Here is a 17,107-nt window from a genome sequence, read left to right as displayed (position 1 = left end):
GCCGGGTTCGGCGGTGGATTCGGGACGATCTTGGGAGTGGGATCCTGTGGCTTCGTCATGCGGTCCCCAGTGCGGCGTGGTGGTCTTCCCGGGCGGTATATCGCACCCTGCGAGTCATGACTCCTGACACATTCCTGGAACTCCCGCCTTCGCTGCGCGCATGGGTCGCGGAGAACCTGTCAGGTGGGGTGGAGGCCGACATCCTGGTCGGGTTGCTGGAGGCAACCGGGGTGGACGGGGCCCGGGCGAGGGCCTCCGTGCGGGCCATCTCCGCCCATCCCGCGGTGTGCCACGCCCGGCGGGAGGCGGGCCGGCGGTGGGAGGTGGAGTCGCTGCTGGAAGCGCGGTCGGCGCTGGCGTCACAGGGGCAGGACGCGGAGCCGGCGGAGGTGGAGCGCCGGCGGGGGCTGTCTCCGGAGGGGTTCTTCGAGGAGTACTACCTGCGCAACCGCCCCGTCATCGTCGAGGGGCTGTTGGATGACTGGCCCGCGCTGACGCGATGGACGCCCGAGTGGCTGGTGTCGCGCTTCGGGGACGAGCAGGTGGAGGTGATGGCGGGCCGCGACGCGGAGCCGGACCCGGACTTCCACGCGGAGCGCCTCCGGCGGACGCTGCCCCTGCGGGAGCTGGTGGCGCGGATGCTCGCGGAGGGCGAGTCGGACGACCTGTACGTCGTGGCCCGCAACAGCCTGTTGCTGCGCGAGGCGTTCCGACCGTTGCTGGAGGACGTGCGTCCGCCGCGTGGCTACATCCATCCGGACGTGCACGTGCCGGACAGCGTCCACCTGTGGTTCGGTCCGGCGGGGACGTTGTCCAACCTCCACCACGACCACCTCAACGTCTTCTTCTGCCAGGTGCTGGGGCGCAAGCGCTTCTGGCTGGCGCCGTCGTGGGAGACGCCCTGGCTCTACAACGACCGGGGGCTGTACAGCGCGGTGGACATCCGCGCGCCGGATTCGCGACGGCACCCGGACTTCGCGCGCGTCGCGCTGCGCTCGTGCGTGGTGGGGCCCGGAGACGCGCTGCTGATTCCGGTGGGTTGGTGGCACGCGGTGCGCGCGCTGGACCTGAGCGTGTCGGTGACGTTCGTGAACTTCGACAGGCCCGAGCCCAACACGCAGTGGCGGAACTATTGGATGGGCCCCAGGCCCGAGAAGGTGGCGCGATGACGGGAGCGGCGCTGGCGCCCGAGTGGCGACGATGGGTGGTGGAGAACCTGCTGCGCGGCGCGGAGACCGAGGACCTGGTGGCCGTCCTGGCGCGCGCGGGCGTGGCGCCGTCCGTCGCGAACGACGCCGTGAACGCCGAGCTGGCGGACCCCTGCTTCCAGGGCGCGGCGCGCGCGGTCGCCATGCAGCGCAAGCTGGAGGGGCTGCTGGACCTGTACGGCGAGATGCACCGGCAGACCCCCGGGCATGACCGCGTCGAGCGGCACGACGTCCTCGCGCCGTCCGTCTTCTTCGAGCGCTACTACTTCCAGAACCGTCCCGTGGTGATGCGTGGCTCCGCGCGGCCGCCTGGGGCGGAGGCCTGGGCGCGGCTCGGGGTGCTGATTCGGGAGGGGCGCGTCGAGGACTCCCTCTGGCGGGAGTGGGTCGTTCCTCCCGAGACGCTCGTGGACGCGGGTGTGGCGCCGCGCCCGTGGTGGGAGGACGCGGGGGCGGTGAGCGCGTTGGCGCCGGTGCGGCGCAACGTGCTGCTGTGCCAGGTGCGGGGTCGCCGCGAGCTGCGGCTCGTCCCCGCGTTCGCGCTGCACCGGGTGCTCGGGGCCTCCGACGTGCCCCGAGACGTTCCGGCGCTGGAGGTGGTGCTGGAGCCCGGGGAGATGGTGCTGTTGCCCGTCGGCTGGTGGTGCTCGCATCGGTCGCCGGAAGGGGGGGCTGGCTTCGGCTTCGAGGCCTTCCGCGCCTCCGGGCCGAACGTGGAATGGGCGCCCGGGAGTGCGTCGCGTGAGCCTACGCCTCCTCCTCGGGGGCGCCTCGAGTGAGCAGCCGCCGCGCGAGGTCCCGGAGCGCGGGGGCCACGGGCTCCCGCGCCAGTCGCTCCAGCGACGTCCTCGCGGCGTCGAGCCGGCCGGCTTGCTGGAGGATCTTCAACGCGCGGTATTGGACCAGCTCCTCGGGGGGCATGGAGTGGGGGACGGGGGGCTGACCGCGCAGTGGGACGCGGCCGCGTTGGGCCAGCAAGCCCACCAGCATGTCGGCGTCCTCGGCCTCCAGCGTGTCGGGTGCCTGCTCCATCTGCTCCAGCGCTTCCATCAGCTCGCCCCAGCCGAAGCCTCCGGACGGGGCCTTGCCCTCCGCCACCATCCGCCTGAGCTGTTCGCGTGTCGTCGGCATGGCAACTCCTAGCGTGTCCACAGGATGTCGAGCTCCGGGACCTGCTCCGTCCGGACGGTGATGCCGAACTCACCGCGCTCCAGGTCCACCTCCCACAGCCTTCCATTCGCGCGCAGCGTGCCCATGAGGAAGGGCAGCGTCGGGTGGAGGTATCGCTCGCGGAACGACGCGCCCCGACCGAGCCGGACGGGCCTGCCGTCCTCCGGGGGCAGCGGCATGTCCAGCTCCACGGCCTGCGTCTGGAAGCACGCGTCGTAGAGGTACAGCCGGCCACCGTCCTCCAGGAAGTTGAGGCAATGGCCGTCCTCCCACCCGGCCATGAAGCAGTAGCGCGCGGCGTGACGGCTCAGCAGTTCCACGGGCTCCTCGGGCGTGAACGGGTAGCGCGCGCAGTCGTTGAAGCGGCCCTGCATGCGGATGTGTCGACTGGGCTCGACCTGGTTGATGCCCGGGGCCACGGCCACCATGGCCTCCCAGCGGACCTCGTCCGTGCGGGGGTCGTCCGCGGGCACCAGGTGCAGCGTGCGCCCCTCCAACCGGACGCCCTGGCAGTCGGCCAGTTGTTGGAAGAGCTGATACCAGCCGCCACACATGCCACCGCCCGCCACCAGCATGTGTCGCACCGTCCACGCGGGGACGCCGTAGCGCAGGCCCGTCTCCGGCAGCCCGCGAAGGATGGCGTCACAGAGGTCCTTCCGGGACTCCAGACCCGCGCACCACCGGGATGACCACCGCACCAGGGGCGCATAGGCGCCCGAGGGGGGCCCGCCGTGTCCGGCCTGGCGCATGGGCGCGCCCGTGGTGAACAGCTCGTGCCGGCTGCCACCGAGGAACAGCCTCCGGGGTGTCCCCTCCGCGTCCGTCCACTCCGCGACCCATTGGAGGTCCAGGGCGTGTGCGCCGATCTGGTTGGGCAGCGGCCGGTTGAAGGCGAGGGGGACCTCCAGCGTGGTCCAGCCCGCCATGCGCTCCAACGTCACCGGATGAGGGCCCACCCAGCGGATGGACGTGCTGGCGCCCAGGCCCGGGGACAAGGAGGGGCCGAAGGCGCTCAGGTCGAAGGACGCGGGGACGAAGTGGTGGGCCAGGAGCGTCACGGCCACGCTGGGACGGGAGCCCCGGACGTAGGCCACGGGTTCGGAGCGGTGGTCGCGGATCCACTCCGGCCGCTCGCCCAGTCGTGTCTGCGTGACGGGACACCACAACGGAATCGAGCCGTCGTCCGACCCCCCATGGTCGAAGTGCAGGCTGTAGACGGACAGCGGTTGCTCCGGGTGCATGTCCACCTCCCCCTCTACCCGTGCCTTCGGCACGGCGCGACTCGGCATCACCCAGGTTCCCTCGCCGGGAGCCTGGCGCCGCTACTCATACAACAGGACGCGGGTCACCCACGGCGCGCCGCGCACCTCGCGCAGCCACCGCAGGCGCTCGGCGCGCAACGCCACCGCCGGCGCGGCGCCCGCGTGGATGCGCTCGCGCACGCCCTGGAAGAAGCGACCCGCCGAGTCCGGGATGTCCACCGTCGCGGCGAACACCGCGCGCGCCCCCGCGCCGATGAACGCCTGCGGGAGCGACGACGTCTGGTGGAGCAGGGGCGGCAGCCGCGCCGCGCTGCACGCCCCGAGCAGCACCACCGGTGAGCCCTTGAGCTTCACCTGCCGCAGCGCCTCCGACGTCAGCGCATAGCGGCCGTCGTACTCCGGCGCGAGCGCGATGACCGGCGCCTCCGACAGGCTGCGGTCCACCACGCCATGCGCGTGGAACTCGATGTCGGTCGCCTGCGCCATGGCCTCCAGCACGCGCGAGGGCGTGGCCTGCGCCCCGGCCAGCTCGAGCGAACGGCCGATGGGCGCGGGCGTGGACTCCCACGACGACAGCCTCGCCAGGCCGAGCGACGACGGCGTCTCCACGTTGGCCACCATGAGGTGCATGGGCGGGACGGGCGTCGTCGGGGTCGCGGACGCGGAGACCGTCGAGCCCACGCGGTAGCTCCACGCCATCTCCGCCGGCAGCAGTCCCGCGCGGCTGTCGAGCGGCGGGGCCGCGAGCACCTCCACCTGGGGACAGCTTCGCAGCAGCGCGAGCAGGGGCGCCGGGACCAGGCCCGACAGGTCATCCCCCAGCGGCTCCTTGCGACTGGCGTCATGGTGCCCGAGCACCTCGCCCGACCGGCCCAGCGCCACCACCACGGTGCGCTCGGCCTCCATCGCCGCGACGAGGGCACACCGGCCCGGACGGTGGACGCCGAGCTGCTCGGCGACCACGTCGGGCACCTCGGAGAAGGCCCCCGCCTCGCCCGCGCTCACCGCCATCGTCTGGTAGGCCACCGCGCGGGCGTCCCGTGCGTCGGCGTCCGTGCGCAGCAGCGGCTCGGCCTCCGCGATGGTCTTGCGCAGGAGGGCGTTGCCGGCGGCCCGGTCACGCGCCAGCTCGATGCGCGCCTCGATGAGGGTCGTGAGCACGCGCCGCCCGGGTGTCTCGCGGTCCGCGCGCGAACGCGCCACCTCGCTCCGCACCTGCCCGGCGTCCGTGGGGCGGGGGTCCAACCGCGCCAGGTCCGCGAGCGTCCACGCCCCCACCAGTCCGACCTGCGCGCCGCACGCCTGGGCCTGGTCCAGCGCCTTGCGCGCCGCCCGCGGGCGCAGTTGCATCATCTCCAGCGCCGCCATGTTGCGGTAGACGTAGTTCCTCACCGCGCAGTCGTCCGGGGCCCGCGCGAGGTATTCGAGCAGGTACGCGCGCGAGGACGCGACGCGGAACTGGAAGCGGGCGGCCTGCGCGAGCGCGCGGAGCGCGGCGGACTCCAGCTCCCATTCACCCACCGCCTGGGCCTCGCGCCAGGACGCGCGAGCCGTCTCCTCCGCCTCCGCCAGCCGGTTGGACGCGGTGGCGCGGTGACTCATCTTGCGCAAGAGGTCCGCGCAGCGCGGACGCAGTTGCTTCTCTCGGCACAGCTCGAGCGCGCCCTGCAGCCGCTGCCCCGCGCGCCAGGACTCGCCGGCGAGGTCGTCCTGCCGCGCGAGCTCGTCCTGGACCAGCACGCCGACCCACGGGTCGTTCCACCGCTGCGCCAACGCCTCCAGCTCCGTGGCCGTGCCCCGCCCGCCCGGCGGCAGCAGCAGGGCCCCGACCAGCAGGTCGTCCTCTCCGGAGGCCCGCAGCCGCTGGAGGAGCGTCGCGGGCATGTCGGCGGGGTGTTGCAGGGCACGTGTGTAGTCGGCCGCCAGGGGCGCGCGTTTCTGGAAGTCGCGGGCGGCCACCCGGCGCACGTGCTCGGTGAGGGCGGTGCTCCCATGGACCTGGTCCAGGTACGCCGCGAGGGGCAGGAGCGCCAGCACGCGCGCGGACGTGGGGGCGATGCGCACCGCCTCGTAGAACAGGGCTCGCGCCGTGCCGGGGTGGCGGCGCGCGTCCTCCAGGGAGATGGGCGCGTCCGCGTCGGTAGCGAGCCGCGTGAGCGCCGCCTGGGTGCGCCGCCAACCCGCCGCCCGGTCGTTCACCGTCGCGCGCAACGTGGTGGCCTGCTCCCGGGCCTCCGCGCCCCAGCCGGGCTCCCCCAGCGCGGCGACCTCGTCGAAGACCGACGCGGACAGCAGGGACAACCCCATCTCCCTCAGCACGAGCGCCCGGTTCCACAAGGCCTGGGGATGGCGCGGCGCCTGCTCCAGCAGCACGTCCAGCTCGGAGAGCGCGTCGTCCTGCCGAGCGAGCAGGAACGTGGCGACGGCGTGGTCGTTGTCCCGGTCCCGCGACGCCGGGGCCTGGCCCAGGTGGGCCAGCGCCTGCTGGGGGTCACCGTGCAGGAGGTACGACGCGGCGATGCCGGCCCGGTCTCCCTGGTCCTCCAGCCGCGCCAGCTCCCGCAGCGGCACGGCGACGGAGGGCCGCTCCACGCGCGGACGCACGTAGGGGCGGTGCACGTCCGCCTCCGGCACGGAGACGCGCGCCTCGAGGGGGCGCGTGGGCGCGTCGGTGAGCCACAGCAGCGCGGAGCGGCGCCCCGGCAGCGGGCCCGAGCGCGCGATGAGCAGGGCCGGCAGCACCAGCAATGGCAGCAGATGCCACATACGGGGGCGCAACGCGCGGCGCACGCGTCGAGACCACCTTGGCGCATCCAGCCCGGCCACCATCCGCTGGACCCTCCCCGTCACCCCGCGTCCCAGTTGCGGAGTCAGAACTGCAACCCAGAGTCATAAGCCAATCCACCCAGAGGGGACAAATCGGGCCGGCGATGATGCATCGCGGAGCGGACGTGACGGCGTGAGTCATGACCCTGCGGGGGGCGGGGAGGCGAGATGGACCCTGCACGAAGGGAGGGTGTCCCGCCCGGGCCCGTGTCGGGGCACCGAGGGCGGGGACACACCGGGGGTCACCTGTGTGGCGTGGGTCAGGCCTGGGCGCGGAGCACGCTGCCGAAGCCGCGTTCGCGCCCGAGCGCGGGGGAGACGGCGCCCTCGCTGACGGCCTCGCGTCCGGCGATGAGCACGCTCTTCACCGCCGCGTCGTTGCGGCGCACCAGCCGCACGAAGCCGCCGAAGTTCTCCATGGGGGCCTCGGCGATTTCATCGAGCTTCTCGTCCAGGCCCTCGGGGTTGACGACCACCAGGTCGGCGCGGCGCCCCTCGGCGACGACACCCGCGTCCAGGCCGAGCCACGCGCCAATCTCCCCGGTGAGCCGGTGGACGGCGCGCTCGACCGTCATGAACGGCGCGCCGCGCTTCTCCGCCTCCCGCACCAGCCGCAGCAGGCGCAGCGGGAAGTTGTAGTGGGCCATGTTGCGCAGGTGCGCGCCCGCGTCCGAGAAGCCCATGAGGACGTCGGGGTGCTTGCAGATGCGCTCCAGCTCCCCGAGTCGATCATTGGCCATCACGGTGTACCAGCGCAGGGCGTCGCCGTGCCGGGCCACCAGGTCCAGGAACACGTCCACCGCGTCGCGGCCCTGCTCCTTCGCCACCTGCGCGAAGGACTTGCCCACCACGCTCGCGTCCGGACACAGGAGGATGCGCGACTCGTTGAAGTCGCGGTGGAAGGCCCGGGGCAGGAACTTGTTCGTCCACTGGCCGCGGAAGCGCGTGCGGTAGGCGGTGTCGTTGAGGAGGTCGGCGCGCTTCGCCGCGTCCTGCAGATGGAGCGCCGCGGCCCCCGCGCCGAACTCCTCGAAGACGACCAGGTCGATGCCGTCCGCCCACAGGTCGAACACCTCGGGCAGGGCCTGCCAGCGGAAGTCGGCGCCGAACAGCCGGTTGGCCACCTGCGACAACACGCCGATGAGCCGGTGGATGCCCCGGCTGGCGCGCGGGTCCATCATGGAGATGACCGTGGTCTTCAGCGTCTTGCGCCACAGGCCCATGCTCTCCAGCAGGAACAGCAGCACGTTCACCTTGGTGCTGATGTTGGGCACGCCCTGGAAGATGCGCCCGCGCTCGCGCAGCAGCCGCGTGAGCCGGCGGTACTCGCTCCACCGCGCGTACGTGGAGGGCAGGGGGCGGCTGCGGATGTCCCGGTCGCCGCCCATCTTGTCCCACTTGAGCGTCATGATGGACAGGCCCAGGTAGCCCAGGTCGAGCCCCTCGCTCACCAGCGACTCCAGCCGCCGCAGCTCGTCCTTCGTGGGCGTCACGCCCGGCTCCAGGCTCCGGCGCAGGCCCAGGGTGTGGGCGCGCAGCGCGGAGTGGCCCAGGAACGACGCGACGTTCGGCCCCAGCGGCAACTGGCCCAGGTGCTCCAGGTAGCCGCCCAGCGTGTCCCACGTCTTGCGCTCCTCCAGCAGCGAGCGCACCGTGGCGTAGGGGATCGCCTCCACCCGGCAGAACATGTCCGCCAGGTCCTCGGGCGTGCCCACCGCCAGGCTCAGCGAGCAACTGCCCATCACCACCGTGGTGACGCCATGGCGCACCGACTCGGACAGCGACGGGGCCAGCTCCACCTCCGCGTCGTAGTGGGTGTGCAGGTCGATGAAGCCGGGGGTCACCCAGTGCCCCCGCGCGTCGATGACCCGCGTGTGTGGCGCCCGGGGGATGGGCGCCTCGGAGAGCGTGGCGATGGTGCCACCCTGGATGCCCACGTGACGTTGCCGCGGGGCGTTGCCCTGACCATCGAATACGAGTCCGTTCTCGATGATGACGTCCATGGACAGACAGCCTAGGGCCGTCCTCTTCCCGAACTCCAGTCGCATGTCTCCGCCGCGGCGGGCCACGGCCTGGTGGATGGGGCCGCCTCGTGCCTCGGAGCGCTCGCCCGCCGCTTCGCCCGCCCTTGCCCCGATGACTAGCTTTGCTCCCGGACGTTCCACGGTGCTCACGACACGGGAGGCGTGCAATGAGTGGAAAGGCCTGGAGGTGGCCCGCGTTGCTGGGGTTGGGACTCATGGTCCTCGCGGGCTGCAATGAGAGACACGAGCAGTCCTTCAAGGAAAATTCCCGCGAGGCGGGACGCCAGGTGGGGAAGGCGGCGAAGGACTTGAAGGAGGGCGCGAAGGAGTCGGCGGACCAGGTGCGTGGAGCCGCCCACGAGGCGTCGGAGGGCTTCAAGGAAGGGGCGGGAGGCTCGGGGCGGCAGGAGGTCCCACCACCGCCGCCACCGCCGGAGGCGCGGCCCCATGAGCAGCAGCCCTCGGGGGCGCCGGGCGACGCCTCCCATTGACGCGAGGTCGGGGCCGTCTGGCCTCCAGGCCCGTGGGCCTGTCAGGATGCGCGCCACGGCCTCCCCCGAGGCCGGCGGGGGGCTGGCCCATGAGCGAGCTCGTGCTGGACAAGGTGTATCGCCGGGGTGAGGTGGCCTCCGGTGTGCGGCGCATCCAGGAATGGCTCACGTTGAATGGCTTCGCGGTGGCCATCGACGGCGAATTCGGCCCCGCGACGGAGGCGGCGCTGAAGCGCTTCCAGTCGCGGGCGGGCCTCGCCGTCTCCGGCGTCGCCGACGCGAACACCTTCGACCGGTTGGTGGCTCCGATGCGCGCCGCGGTGGCGCCGCTGCCGGTGGAGGGCCGGTCGCTGGGCGCACTGGTGGTGGCCTGCGCGGCGCGGCACCTGACGCAGCGTCCTCGCGAGGTGGGGGGACGCAATCGCGGCCCCTGGGTGCGCTTGTATCTGGATGGCCACGAGGGCGCGTCGTGGAGCTGGGCCGCGGGCTTCGCGACGTTCTGTCTGCACCAGGCCGCGCGCGCCGTGGGGAGCGCCGTCGCCGTGGACCGCACGTACTCGTGCGACCTGCTCGCCGCCAATGCTCGTGCGCGAGGGGGCTTCCTGTCCACGCTCTCCGCTCCGGCGGACCGCGCGCGCATCCACCCGGGCAGCCTCTTCCTGCGACGGCGGACCCCCAGGGACTGGTCCCACGCGGGCATCGTCACGGAGGTCGACGAGGAGACCTTCCAGACCATCGAGGCGAACACCAACGACGAGGGCGCGCACGAGGGCTACGAGGTCTGCGCGCGCACGCGGGGATTCAAGAGCGTGGACTTCGTGCTCCTCTGACGGGCAGCCGCCCGCGGCGCCTCGACCTCACGTGGGGTTCCCGGGCCGGTGGGGTGGGGCGCCGTCCTTCGCCCGGACGGGCCGGGGCCGGTAGTGCGCGATGACGGGCTGGTGGTCCGAGGACTCGGTGCTGCGGTCCACCTCGAAGAGGACGGGCTCCAGCTCGGGGCTCGCGTAGAGGTTGTCGAACCGCTTCCCCGTCGCGGGCACGACGCCGTGCTCGTCCGGCAGCGAGGTGAGGGTGGCGCAGTCGGCGATGTCCTGGAGCCGCAGCCAGTGCTCGCTGCCACGCTGGATGTGCCCCGAGCGCAGCTCCGCGCACGCCTGCTTCGGCGACATCACCGTGTCCTTCGCCAGGCGCACGTTCGCCACGGTCGCGTGGGCGAGGGTCTCCGGGAGCCCCTGCTCCAGCACGTGCAGCTCGTGGCGCAGGCGTGGGTCGGCGATGTTGCCCACGCCCCGGTCCCCCACGCTCGCGTGAGGGTCCCCATAGCGCACCGCGTACTCCTCCACGGTGTCCGTGTCGTCATACGTCTTCAGGTGGGCCATGAGCCACGAGCCGCCACGTTTGATGGCGGTGTTCGCGTTGAAGTCACCCAGGACGACGGCGTGAGGGACCTCCCGGTGATGCAGCAGGAGGTTGAGCTGCCGCAGGTTCTGCGCGTTCATGCCCGAGTCCCCGAGCGTGTGGTGCAGGTTGTAGAGCACCACCGGTACCCCGCCCACGTCCAACCGGACGTAGAGCGCGCCGCGGTCCTCGGGCAGCTCGCAGACATCGCCGTCGCGACGGCGGATGGCCTCGGCGCGCTCGGCGTCGGAGATGACGTAGGTGAAGTGCGCGGCGTCGACCAGCGGATGCCGCGAGAGGAAGGCCTTGCCGTTGATGAGCCGGGCGCCAGGGCCGCCGTCGTGGCCGAAGTAGGCCAGGTGGAAGCCGTAGCGCGACGACAGGAGGACGGAGATGGGGACGTTGGCCTCCTGGAGCCCCAGCACGTCCGGCATCCGGCCCTCGGCCTCCAGCTCGTCGAAGTACGCGAGCAGGGCCTCCCGACGCAGTCCACCCAGCAGGATGTTGAAGGTCATCACCGTGAGACCTGGTCCCCGGGGCGGGTGGGGCTCGGGGTGACGGACGACGAGCGTCCGCCCGTCGCCGAGCTGTCGCTCCGTGGCGGGCAGCTTCATCGCGTCGAGGTTCGCCAGCGTGAGGGTGGGCTCCCGCCGTGGCGGGGGGCCTTCAGGTCCCGCCGACATGCGACCGATGAAGGGGCCGACCCCGGGAAGATGCTCCAGGACCTCGGGCATCTTCATACGGACTCCGGGGGCGGGCGTCCCGGCCGGGGACGCGTGAACGGCGAGTCGGGCTTGCGAGCGGCGGTGTCCACCAATCCTCCTGGATGCCCTCAAGTTCTGCGCGCTTCCACCCGCTGGCCAGGGGCATGCCACCATGGACGGGTGGGCGGGAAACCTCGGCGGGCCGGGGGGCGGACGGGGAAATGAGCCCCCTGGCGCCGCCTCCGTGTGGAAGCGAGAGGCGGAGCGGGTCGTGAGCATGGTTAACTGGCGGACATGAAGCAGGTGTCGCTGCTGTCCCTGTCGCTGTCGGCCACCGTGTGGATGGCCTGTGCCACCGCCCCCATGGCCCGCTCGGTGCCGCAGTCGTGCGAGCAGGGGGTCGTCCTGCCGTGCTCGGAGTGGGGCGCCCAACTGCTGCGCGAGGGCGACCGGCCGCGCGCCATCGAGGCCTTCGGCCGGGCGTGCGACGGCGGCGACCTCGATAGCTGCCAGCAGGCGGGGCGGCTGCGCCTGGAGGACGGGGACCTGAAGGGGGCGGAGGCGCCGCTCACCAAGGTGTATGAGACAGGGAGCCCCGAGTCCGCGCTGGCCCTGGCGGAGCTGCACGAGCGGCGCAACATCGGCGACGACGCGCTCGTCGCGGAGCGGCTGCATCGCGAGGCCCTCTCCGCGCTCAGCCCGGTCACCGAGCTGATGTACACGATGCGCATCAACCTGTCGGACCCCATCGGCCACGAGCTGTCGTTCAACATCCAGCCCATGGCCTTCCGCCAGCGCAGCATCGCCTTCGGCATGAACGCCGTCCTCAGCCCGGCGAGCATGACGTCGGAGCTCAATGGCTTCGTGGCGTATCAGCACTACGTGAGGTCGTGGTTCGTGCCCTACGGCCGCGTGATGACGGGAAGCCTCTTCGACGACCATGGCCGCTATGACGGCGTGAACGTGGGCGGCGAGGTGGGCGCGAAGCTGTGCCTGGAGTCGCTGGGGCACCTGAACTTCGCGGCTGGCTTCTCCCGCGGCAGCCCTGGCTACTTCTCCGTGGGCATCGGCCTGGACGGCATCGTCGCCCTCTACATCCTCGCCCACATGTGAGCGGCCGACCTCACGCCGCTCGGGTGGGCAGGCCGAGCACGTAGGAGACGGGGGGCTTCCCCGGTGCCTTCACCTCGCCCACCTCCCAGACGTAGTCCGGGGACGGGAGCGTGGCGGTGAGTTCGCGCAGCTCCTCGGGGGAGTGGATGCGCAGGGCGGACACCGCGCCATCCCAGGCGATGAGCAGCGGCGCCACGGGGATGACGTAGGTGAGCACCAGCCGCAACGGCGTCAGGGGCCTCACCCACGGCGTGAAGAGCCACACCAGCAGGGGCACCCACAACATCGAGAACAGGCCCGCGGGCGAGCGGCGCACGGACTCGAAGGCGGCGATGGGCACCCCTCGCGCCATCGCATCCGAGAGCACCGCGCGGACCTCCTCGGGGCGGAAGTGGTGCAGGGTGTTGAAGAGGGTCCGCATGCCGCGCAGGTCCGCCGGCACACGCAGGGCGTCGACGGACCGGTCCACGTAGGTGACGTCCTCCGCGCTCGCCCGCGCCGCCGCCTCGGCGTTGGGATACTTGTCCGAGAGCAGGACCCGGGCCTCCAGGTCCTCCTGTTCGGCGAGCAGGCGTCTCAACCGGGGCAGGGGCCCGCGACCTCCGGAGCCCAGGTCCAGCAGCTCCCGCGTGTGTCCGGAGCGCAGCCCCCGGGCGAGCACCGCCGTGGCGCCGTCGAAGAGCCCCAGCCGGTTGCTCACGGTGTGCAGATAGTCGGTGGTGAGGTCCCTCAACGCACGGGGGAACCACGCCTGGTCGATGAACTCGAAGAGGTGCAGCCTGGGAACGGTGGGCATGGGGAGAGCGTGCGTCGCGAAGGGGCGCTCGCGCAGTGCCCGTGCGCGCCAGAACGGCTTGCCGCGCGCGCCAACCCCTGGCTACGGTGCCTCCCGTGCGCAAGGCCACCTCGAGCGGCGAGCCATCGCTGTCCGCGCGCATGGCGCGTCAGGCACTCCACCTCGCCAGCCGACGAGGGTTGCCGGTGGAGGCCTGGCTCCGGGAGTCCGCTGGTCTGGGGCTCGCCGACCTGGACGACCCGGAGCTGCGCGTCCCCTACGCCTTGTTGGATGATCTGCTGGAGCGCATGGCGGCGGGGGCCGGGGACGCCAACCTGGGCCTGCACATCGCCCGGGTGGAGGTGGTGGACCTGGACGACCCGGCGACGTTCGTGGTGCTCACGAGCGCCACGCTGCGCGACTCCCTGGAGCGGGGCTGTCGCTACCAGCGTGTCTGGGGGGACGGAGAGCGCTTCCGCGTGGAGGACACCGAGCGGGGCGTGCGCATGCGGTTCACGCCCGTGGGGGCCTGGCGCCCGGCGCACCGTCACCTGGTGGAGGCCGCGATGAGCCAGCTCGCCACGGGGGTGAGTGCCTTCACCGGCGCGGACGTGAAGCCCTTGCGCGTGCGCTTCGTCCACGCGGCGCCGAGTGACGTGCGCGAACACGAGGCCCTCTTCCGGTGTCCGCTGGAGTTCGGCGCGCCGTTCAACGACATCGAGTTCTCCCACGAGGACGCCCGGCGCCCGTTCGTCCACGCGGATGGTTTGTTGCACGCCATGTTCGAGCGACAGGCCTCGCGCGCGTTGGAGCGGCTCCCGGACGTGAGCACCCTGACGGGGCGTGTTCGCGAGCAGGTCCGGCGCACGCTCGCGGGGGGCGACTGCTCCTTCGGGGGGATCGCGCAATCCTTGCGCATGTCTCCGCGGACCTTGCAGCGCCGACTCGCGGACGAGGGCCAGCGCTACGCGGCCATCGTCGACGCGCTCCGGCGCGAGCTGTCGGAGACCTACCTGCGACGGCGGATGGCCATCGCGGAGGTGTCCTTCCTGCTGGGCTACGCCGAACCCGCGGCCTTCCATCGCGCCTTCAAGCGCTGGTGGGGCATGAGCCCGGAGCAGTTCCGCCGAGCGCACCCGCGCGTCCCCGAGTGACGCAACCTGCTTCGCGTGGGTCGCGGAGGACCGTCGGGTTCGGCCTCACGCAGCGGGCGGCGTCGTGCATTGCGTCTGACAACGATTGTTTGACTCGCTGCGAAGCGAATCTCTAGCATCGCGTCAAATCAAAGCGGGGGAATCACCACCTACATGACGGCACGGGATGAATCGCCTGGGTACATCGCCCAGGGTGAGGACTCGTTGTATTGCGTCCATCACCGCGCGGAGCAGGAGCGCCGCGCCGCCGTCTTGCTCGCGGGCCCATTGGGGTTGGAGCGGGCGCATGGCTACGTGGTGTGGGTCCGTTGGGCGCGCTACCTCGCCTCGAAGGGCGTGGAGGTGCTGCGCTTGGATTATCGCGGGTGCGGCGAGAGCACGGGGCGCTTCGAGGACGCGACGTTCCCTCGCTGGGAGGAGGACCTGCGTACGGGGCTGGAGCACCTGCGTCGCCTGAGTCCCGGAGTGCCGGTGGTGGTGCATGGGTTGCGCCTGGGAGCGCTCCTGGCGGCGCGGGTGTTCTGCACGGAGCCGGTCGAGGGCCTGTTGATGTGGGAGCCGCCGGAGTCTGGGCGGACGCACCTGATGGAGGTGCTGCGCCGCAAGGTGGCCGCGGACAACCTGGAGGGGACGGGGGGTGAGGCGCGCTCGCGCGACGACTACGTCGCGGCCCTGGAGGCTGGCAATCGGGTGGAGGTGGAGGGGCAAGCGTGGTCGCGGGGATTGTGGCGCAGCGCGGTGGGCTATGACCTGGCGATTCCGGAGCGGGAAGAGGCCCGGCCCTGGCGCGTGGTCCACCTCGATGGTCGTCCCGTGGAGCGCTTCCTCGCGCCGGGCCGGAGCCATTCGGTGCGGGCTCCCCGGCCGTTCTTCTGGACGACCAGCAACCGGCTTTTGCCGGAGCTGGGACCGCTTTACGAGGATGGCCTGTCGTTCGTCACGTCGACCGGTGCGACGGCGCCAGGCGAGGGAGTGCGCTCATGAGGGAGCTCATCCAGCTCGACGTGAAGGGGCATCGCCTCTGGGGCACGTATCATCCGCCCGCGTCGGGGCCTCGGCGCCCGGTGGGCGTGCTCTTCTTCAACCCGGGACATGTTCCCCGCGCGGGTCATGGAGACCTGGCGGTGCTGGCCGCGGATCGGCTCGCGGCGCAGGGCTTCCCGTGCTTCCGCGTGGACCTGCCCGGGCTGGGGGACTCGGCGGGGGCACTGCCGGACACCACGGCGGAGCTGTATCAGCGCGTCTGCCAGGGGGGCTTCGTGGAGGTGGCGGGCGCGGCGCGCGCGGAGCTGCTGCGGCGGTATGGGCTGGAGGGCATGGTGATGGGGGGCCTGTGCGGCGCGGCGACGACGGCGTTGTTGCTCGCGGACCAGGAGCCGGAGCGCACGCGTGGGCTGTTCATGTTCGAGCCGGAGTTCTACCTCTCCGAACAAGAGGCCCACGCGACACGGGACGAGGCGGAGGGGCAGGGGAGCGTGTCGACGCGGGGACGGCTGGGGCGGGTGACGTCGAAGCTCTTCTCGTACTGGGGCTGGATGCGGATGCTCACGCGCGAGAACGAGTACGCGCGGCTGTTCCGCTTCGTGCCGTTCCCCCGGCAGAAGGTGCTCGACTGGTTGATGGACTGGGGGTCGTTGCCGGCGGTGGCGAACGTGCCGCTGGTGCGTGCGTGGCAGCGGGCGGTGGAGCGCGGCATGCCATTGCTAGTCATCACCGCCGAGGGGAAGCTGCGCGACGTGTTCTTCGCGCGCATCCACCGGGCCGCGCTGCCTGACCTGTCGTATCCCCATCTCCGGCGGCTGCGGCTGGCGGGGACGAATCACATCTTCACCACCGGCGGCGCCATCGCCGCGTGCGTGGAGCAGCTCTCGCATTGGGCCACGGAGCACTTCGGAGAGGGGTTCTCGGCCCTGCCTCTCGGTACGACGGGATTCCAGGGCCAGGAGCGCGCGGTCGGCTGAGGCGCAGACTTCGGGTCGTCCCTCCGTCGAGGGGCTCCACAATGCGCGGGAAGGTGCTGCTTCCGTGGGGAGCCAAGAGGGGCTGCCCACTCACCTACCGAAGTGCCTGGTGGTTGCGGTCGTGGGGTGAGGAGCCTGGTGTCACGCCAACCGCCAAGGCGCTGTAGTGACGCCCGGCAACAACCAGAAGTGCAATCTGACTGGAGCGCTCAACGTTCGCACGGGGAGGTCGGTGGATAGCAGGACCAAGGCCCCGCACCCGCTTCATCCAGCTCCTCTTTCGTCTGGCCTGCGCGTTTCGGAGGGACACGTCGCATCCACCTCGTCCTCGACAACGCCTCGGTCCATTCCAGCAAGAAGGCGCTCAAGGCTCTCACCCAACACAGTCGAGCGTGGATGCTGCCCAAGGCGCCGCGTATTGGGCCGGCGAGGGGATGCGGTGCTGGATGTGCCGACGTGGGATGCGAAGGTGTTGCTTCAGGAGAGAGCTGAGCCGGGGAATATGTTCGAGGAGAACTCATCCTGTGAGTGAGAGGGGTGTCGCATCTGGGTGTGTATGTGCTTGATTTTGCATCATGGGAAAATGGCAGAAGCAAATCCGGTGCGCTCAGGGTTAACAGGCTCTAACAAATGTCAGGGTAGAGGCGGCGCAGGAGCATGAGGCAGCAACCGAGGACGAGGAAGCCGAAGTGGACATCGTCCCTGCGTTCGTCGCGGACTCGAAGCCGGCGGAACTGGTTCTTCCAGGCCTGGGTTCGTTCCACGACCCAGCGGTAGAGACCGAGTCTCTCCTTGGATTCAACGCCTGGACGGGCAATGCGCGATGCGATGCCGCGCAGGCGCAACCCACGTCGGTTCTTCCTGGAAGCGTAGGCCTTGTCGCCATGCAGCTTCCCAGGACGGAGCCGACGCTGACCCGAGGGCATTCTCACGGCAGGCACGGAGTCGAGGAGCGGGAAGAGTTCGTGGGTGTCGTGCACGTTGGCGGCCGTCACGGATTCGGTGAGGGGCAGCCCCTGGG

At 71.5% G+C, this 17,107-nt stretch carries 15 protein-coding genes; 8 read left to right on the top strand and 7 right to left on the bottom strand.

Features of this window, described 5'->3' with window-relative positions:
* The first annotated feature begins 116 nt into the window (after positions 1–116).
* Positions 117–1,169: a cupin-like domain-containing protein gene (locus LZ198_RS39540; RefSeq protein WP_253977346.1), complete on the top strand. Its 1,053-nt coding sequence runs from the start codon at positions 117–119 to the stop codon at positions 1,167–1,169.
* Entirely contained in the window at positions 1,166–1,987 is an 822-nt protein-coding gene (locus LZ198_RS39535) for a cupin-like domain-containing protein (protein ID WP_253977345.1), read from the top strand. Before LZ198_RS39540 ends, LZ198_RS39535 begins: the two co-directional genes overlap by 4 nt.
* Here LZ198_RS39535 and LZ198_RS39530 read toward each other — a convergent pair.
* The 4 genes from LZ198_RS39530 to LZ198_RS39515 form a co-directional block, all read right to left on the bottom strand.
* A complete protein-coding gene (locus tag LZ198_RS39530) occupies positions 1,956–2,339 on the bottom strand; it encodes a hypothetical protein (protein ID WP_253977344.1) in 384 nt (127 codons plus the stop codon). The two genes, LZ198_RS39535 and LZ198_RS39530, sit on opposite strands and share 32 nt — an antisense overlap.
* Positions 2,340–2,347: 8 nt before the next feature.
* On the bottom strand, positions 2,348–3,619 hold the full coding sequence (locus LZ198_RS39525) for a hypothetical protein (RefSeq protein ID WP_253977343.1): 1,272 nt from the start codon (positions 3,617–3,619) through the stop codon (positions 2,348–2,350).
* Positions 3,620–3,700: 81 nt separating this feature from the next.
* Positions 3,701–6,406, bottom strand: a complete 2,706-nt coding sequence (locus tag LZ198_RS39520) for a CHAT domain-containing protein (protein WP_253977342.1) — start codon at positions 6,404–6,406, stop codon at positions 3,701–3,703.
* Positions 6,407–6,726: 320 nt separating this feature from the next.
* Positions 6,727–8,469: an N-acyl-D-amino-acid deacylase family protein gene (locus tag LZ198_RS39515; RefSeq protein ID WP_253977341.1), complete on the bottom strand. Its 1,743-nt coding sequence runs from the start codon at positions 8,467–8,469 to the stop codon at positions 6,727–6,729.
* 188 nt (positions 8,470–8,657) lie between these two features.
* Here LZ198_RS39515 and LZ198_RS39510 point away from each other — a divergent pair, with 188 nt between their 5' ends.
* Together LZ198_RS39510 and LZ198_RS39505 are read left to right on the top strand one after the other, a co-directional pair.
* Entirely contained in the window at positions 8,658–8,981 is a 324-nt protein-coding gene (locus LZ198_RS39510; protein ID WP_253977340.1) for a hypothetical protein, read from the top strand.
* 89 nt (positions 8,982–9,070) lie between these two features.
* Positions 9,071–9,811, top strand: a complete 741-nt coding sequence (locus LZ198_RS39505; protein WP_253977339.1) for a peptidoglycan-binding domain-containing protein — start codon at positions 9,071–9,073, stop codon at positions 9,809–9,811.
* A 27-nt stretch (positions 9,812–9,838) separates the two neighbouring features.
* On the opposite strand, the gene LZ198_RS39500 is transcribed toward LZ198_RS39505, so the two are convergent.
* Positions 9,839–11,119, bottom strand: a complete 1,281-nt coding sequence (locus tag LZ198_RS39500; RefSeq protein WP_253977338.1) for an endonuclease/exonuclease/phosphatase family protein — start codon at positions 11,117–11,119, stop codon at positions 9,839–9,841.
* A 258-nt stretch (positions 11,120–11,377) separates the two neighbouring features.
* On the opposite strand from LZ198_RS39500, the gene LZ198_RS39495 reads away from it, so the two are divergent.
* On the top strand, positions 11,378–12,196 hold the full coding sequence (locus tag LZ198_RS39495) for an SEL1-like repeat protein (protein WP_253977337.1): 819 nt from the start codon (positions 11,378–11,380) through the stop codon (positions 12,194–12,196).
* A 10-nt stretch (positions 12,197–12,206) separates the two neighbouring features.
* On the opposite strand, the gene LZ198_RS39490 is transcribed toward LZ198_RS39495, so the two are convergent.
* Positions 12,207–12,992, bottom strand: coding sequence for a class I SAM-dependent methyltransferase (locus tag LZ198_RS39490; protein ID WP_253977336.1), 786 nt, complete (start codon positions 12,990–12,992; stop codon positions 12,207–12,209).
* A gap of 95 nt (positions 12,993–13,087) precedes the next feature.
* On the opposite strand from LZ198_RS39490, the gene LZ198_RS39485 reads away from it, so the two are divergent.
* The 3 genes from LZ198_RS39485 (at position 13,088) to LZ198_RS39475 (ending at position 16,086) form a co-directional block, all read left to right on the top strand.
* Positions 13,088–14,125, top strand: a complete 1,038-nt coding sequence (locus tag LZ198_RS39485; RefSeq protein ID WP_253977335.1) for an AraC family transcriptional regulator — start codon at positions 13,088–13,090, stop codon at positions 14,123–14,125.
* A 153-nt stretch (positions 14,126–14,278) separates the two neighbouring features.
* Positions 14,279–15,109 (top strand): serine aminopeptidase domain-containing protein, encoded by an 831-nt coding sequence (locus LZ198_RS39480; protein ID WP_253977334.1) that lies wholly within the window; start codon positions 14,279–14,281, stop codon positions 15,107–15,109.
* Positions 15,106–16,086: an alpha/beta hydrolase family protein gene (locus LZ198_RS39475; RefSeq protein WP_253977333.1), complete on the top strand. Its 981-nt coding sequence runs from the start codon at positions 15,106–15,108 to the stop codon at positions 16,084–16,086. Before LZ198_RS39480 ends, LZ198_RS39475 begins: the two co-directional genes overlap by 4 nt.
* A 623-nt stretch (positions 16,087–16,709) precedes the next feature.
* Here LZ198_RS39475 and LZ198_RS39470 read toward each other — a convergent pair.
* The coding region (locus tag LZ198_RS39470; protein ID WP_253977332.1) for a transposase at positions 16,710–17,107 on the bottom strand (398 nt) is incomplete at its 5' end.

Origin of the sequence: Myxococcus dinghuensis (assembly GCF_024198235.1) — a bacterium.
Lineage (GTDB): Bacteria > Myxococcota > Myxococcia > Myxococcales > Myxococcaceae > Myxococcus > Myxococcus dinghuensis.
The sequence above is the reverse complement of the archived record's forward strand: the minus strand, read 5'-3'. Positions and strand labels throughout refer to the sequence as shown.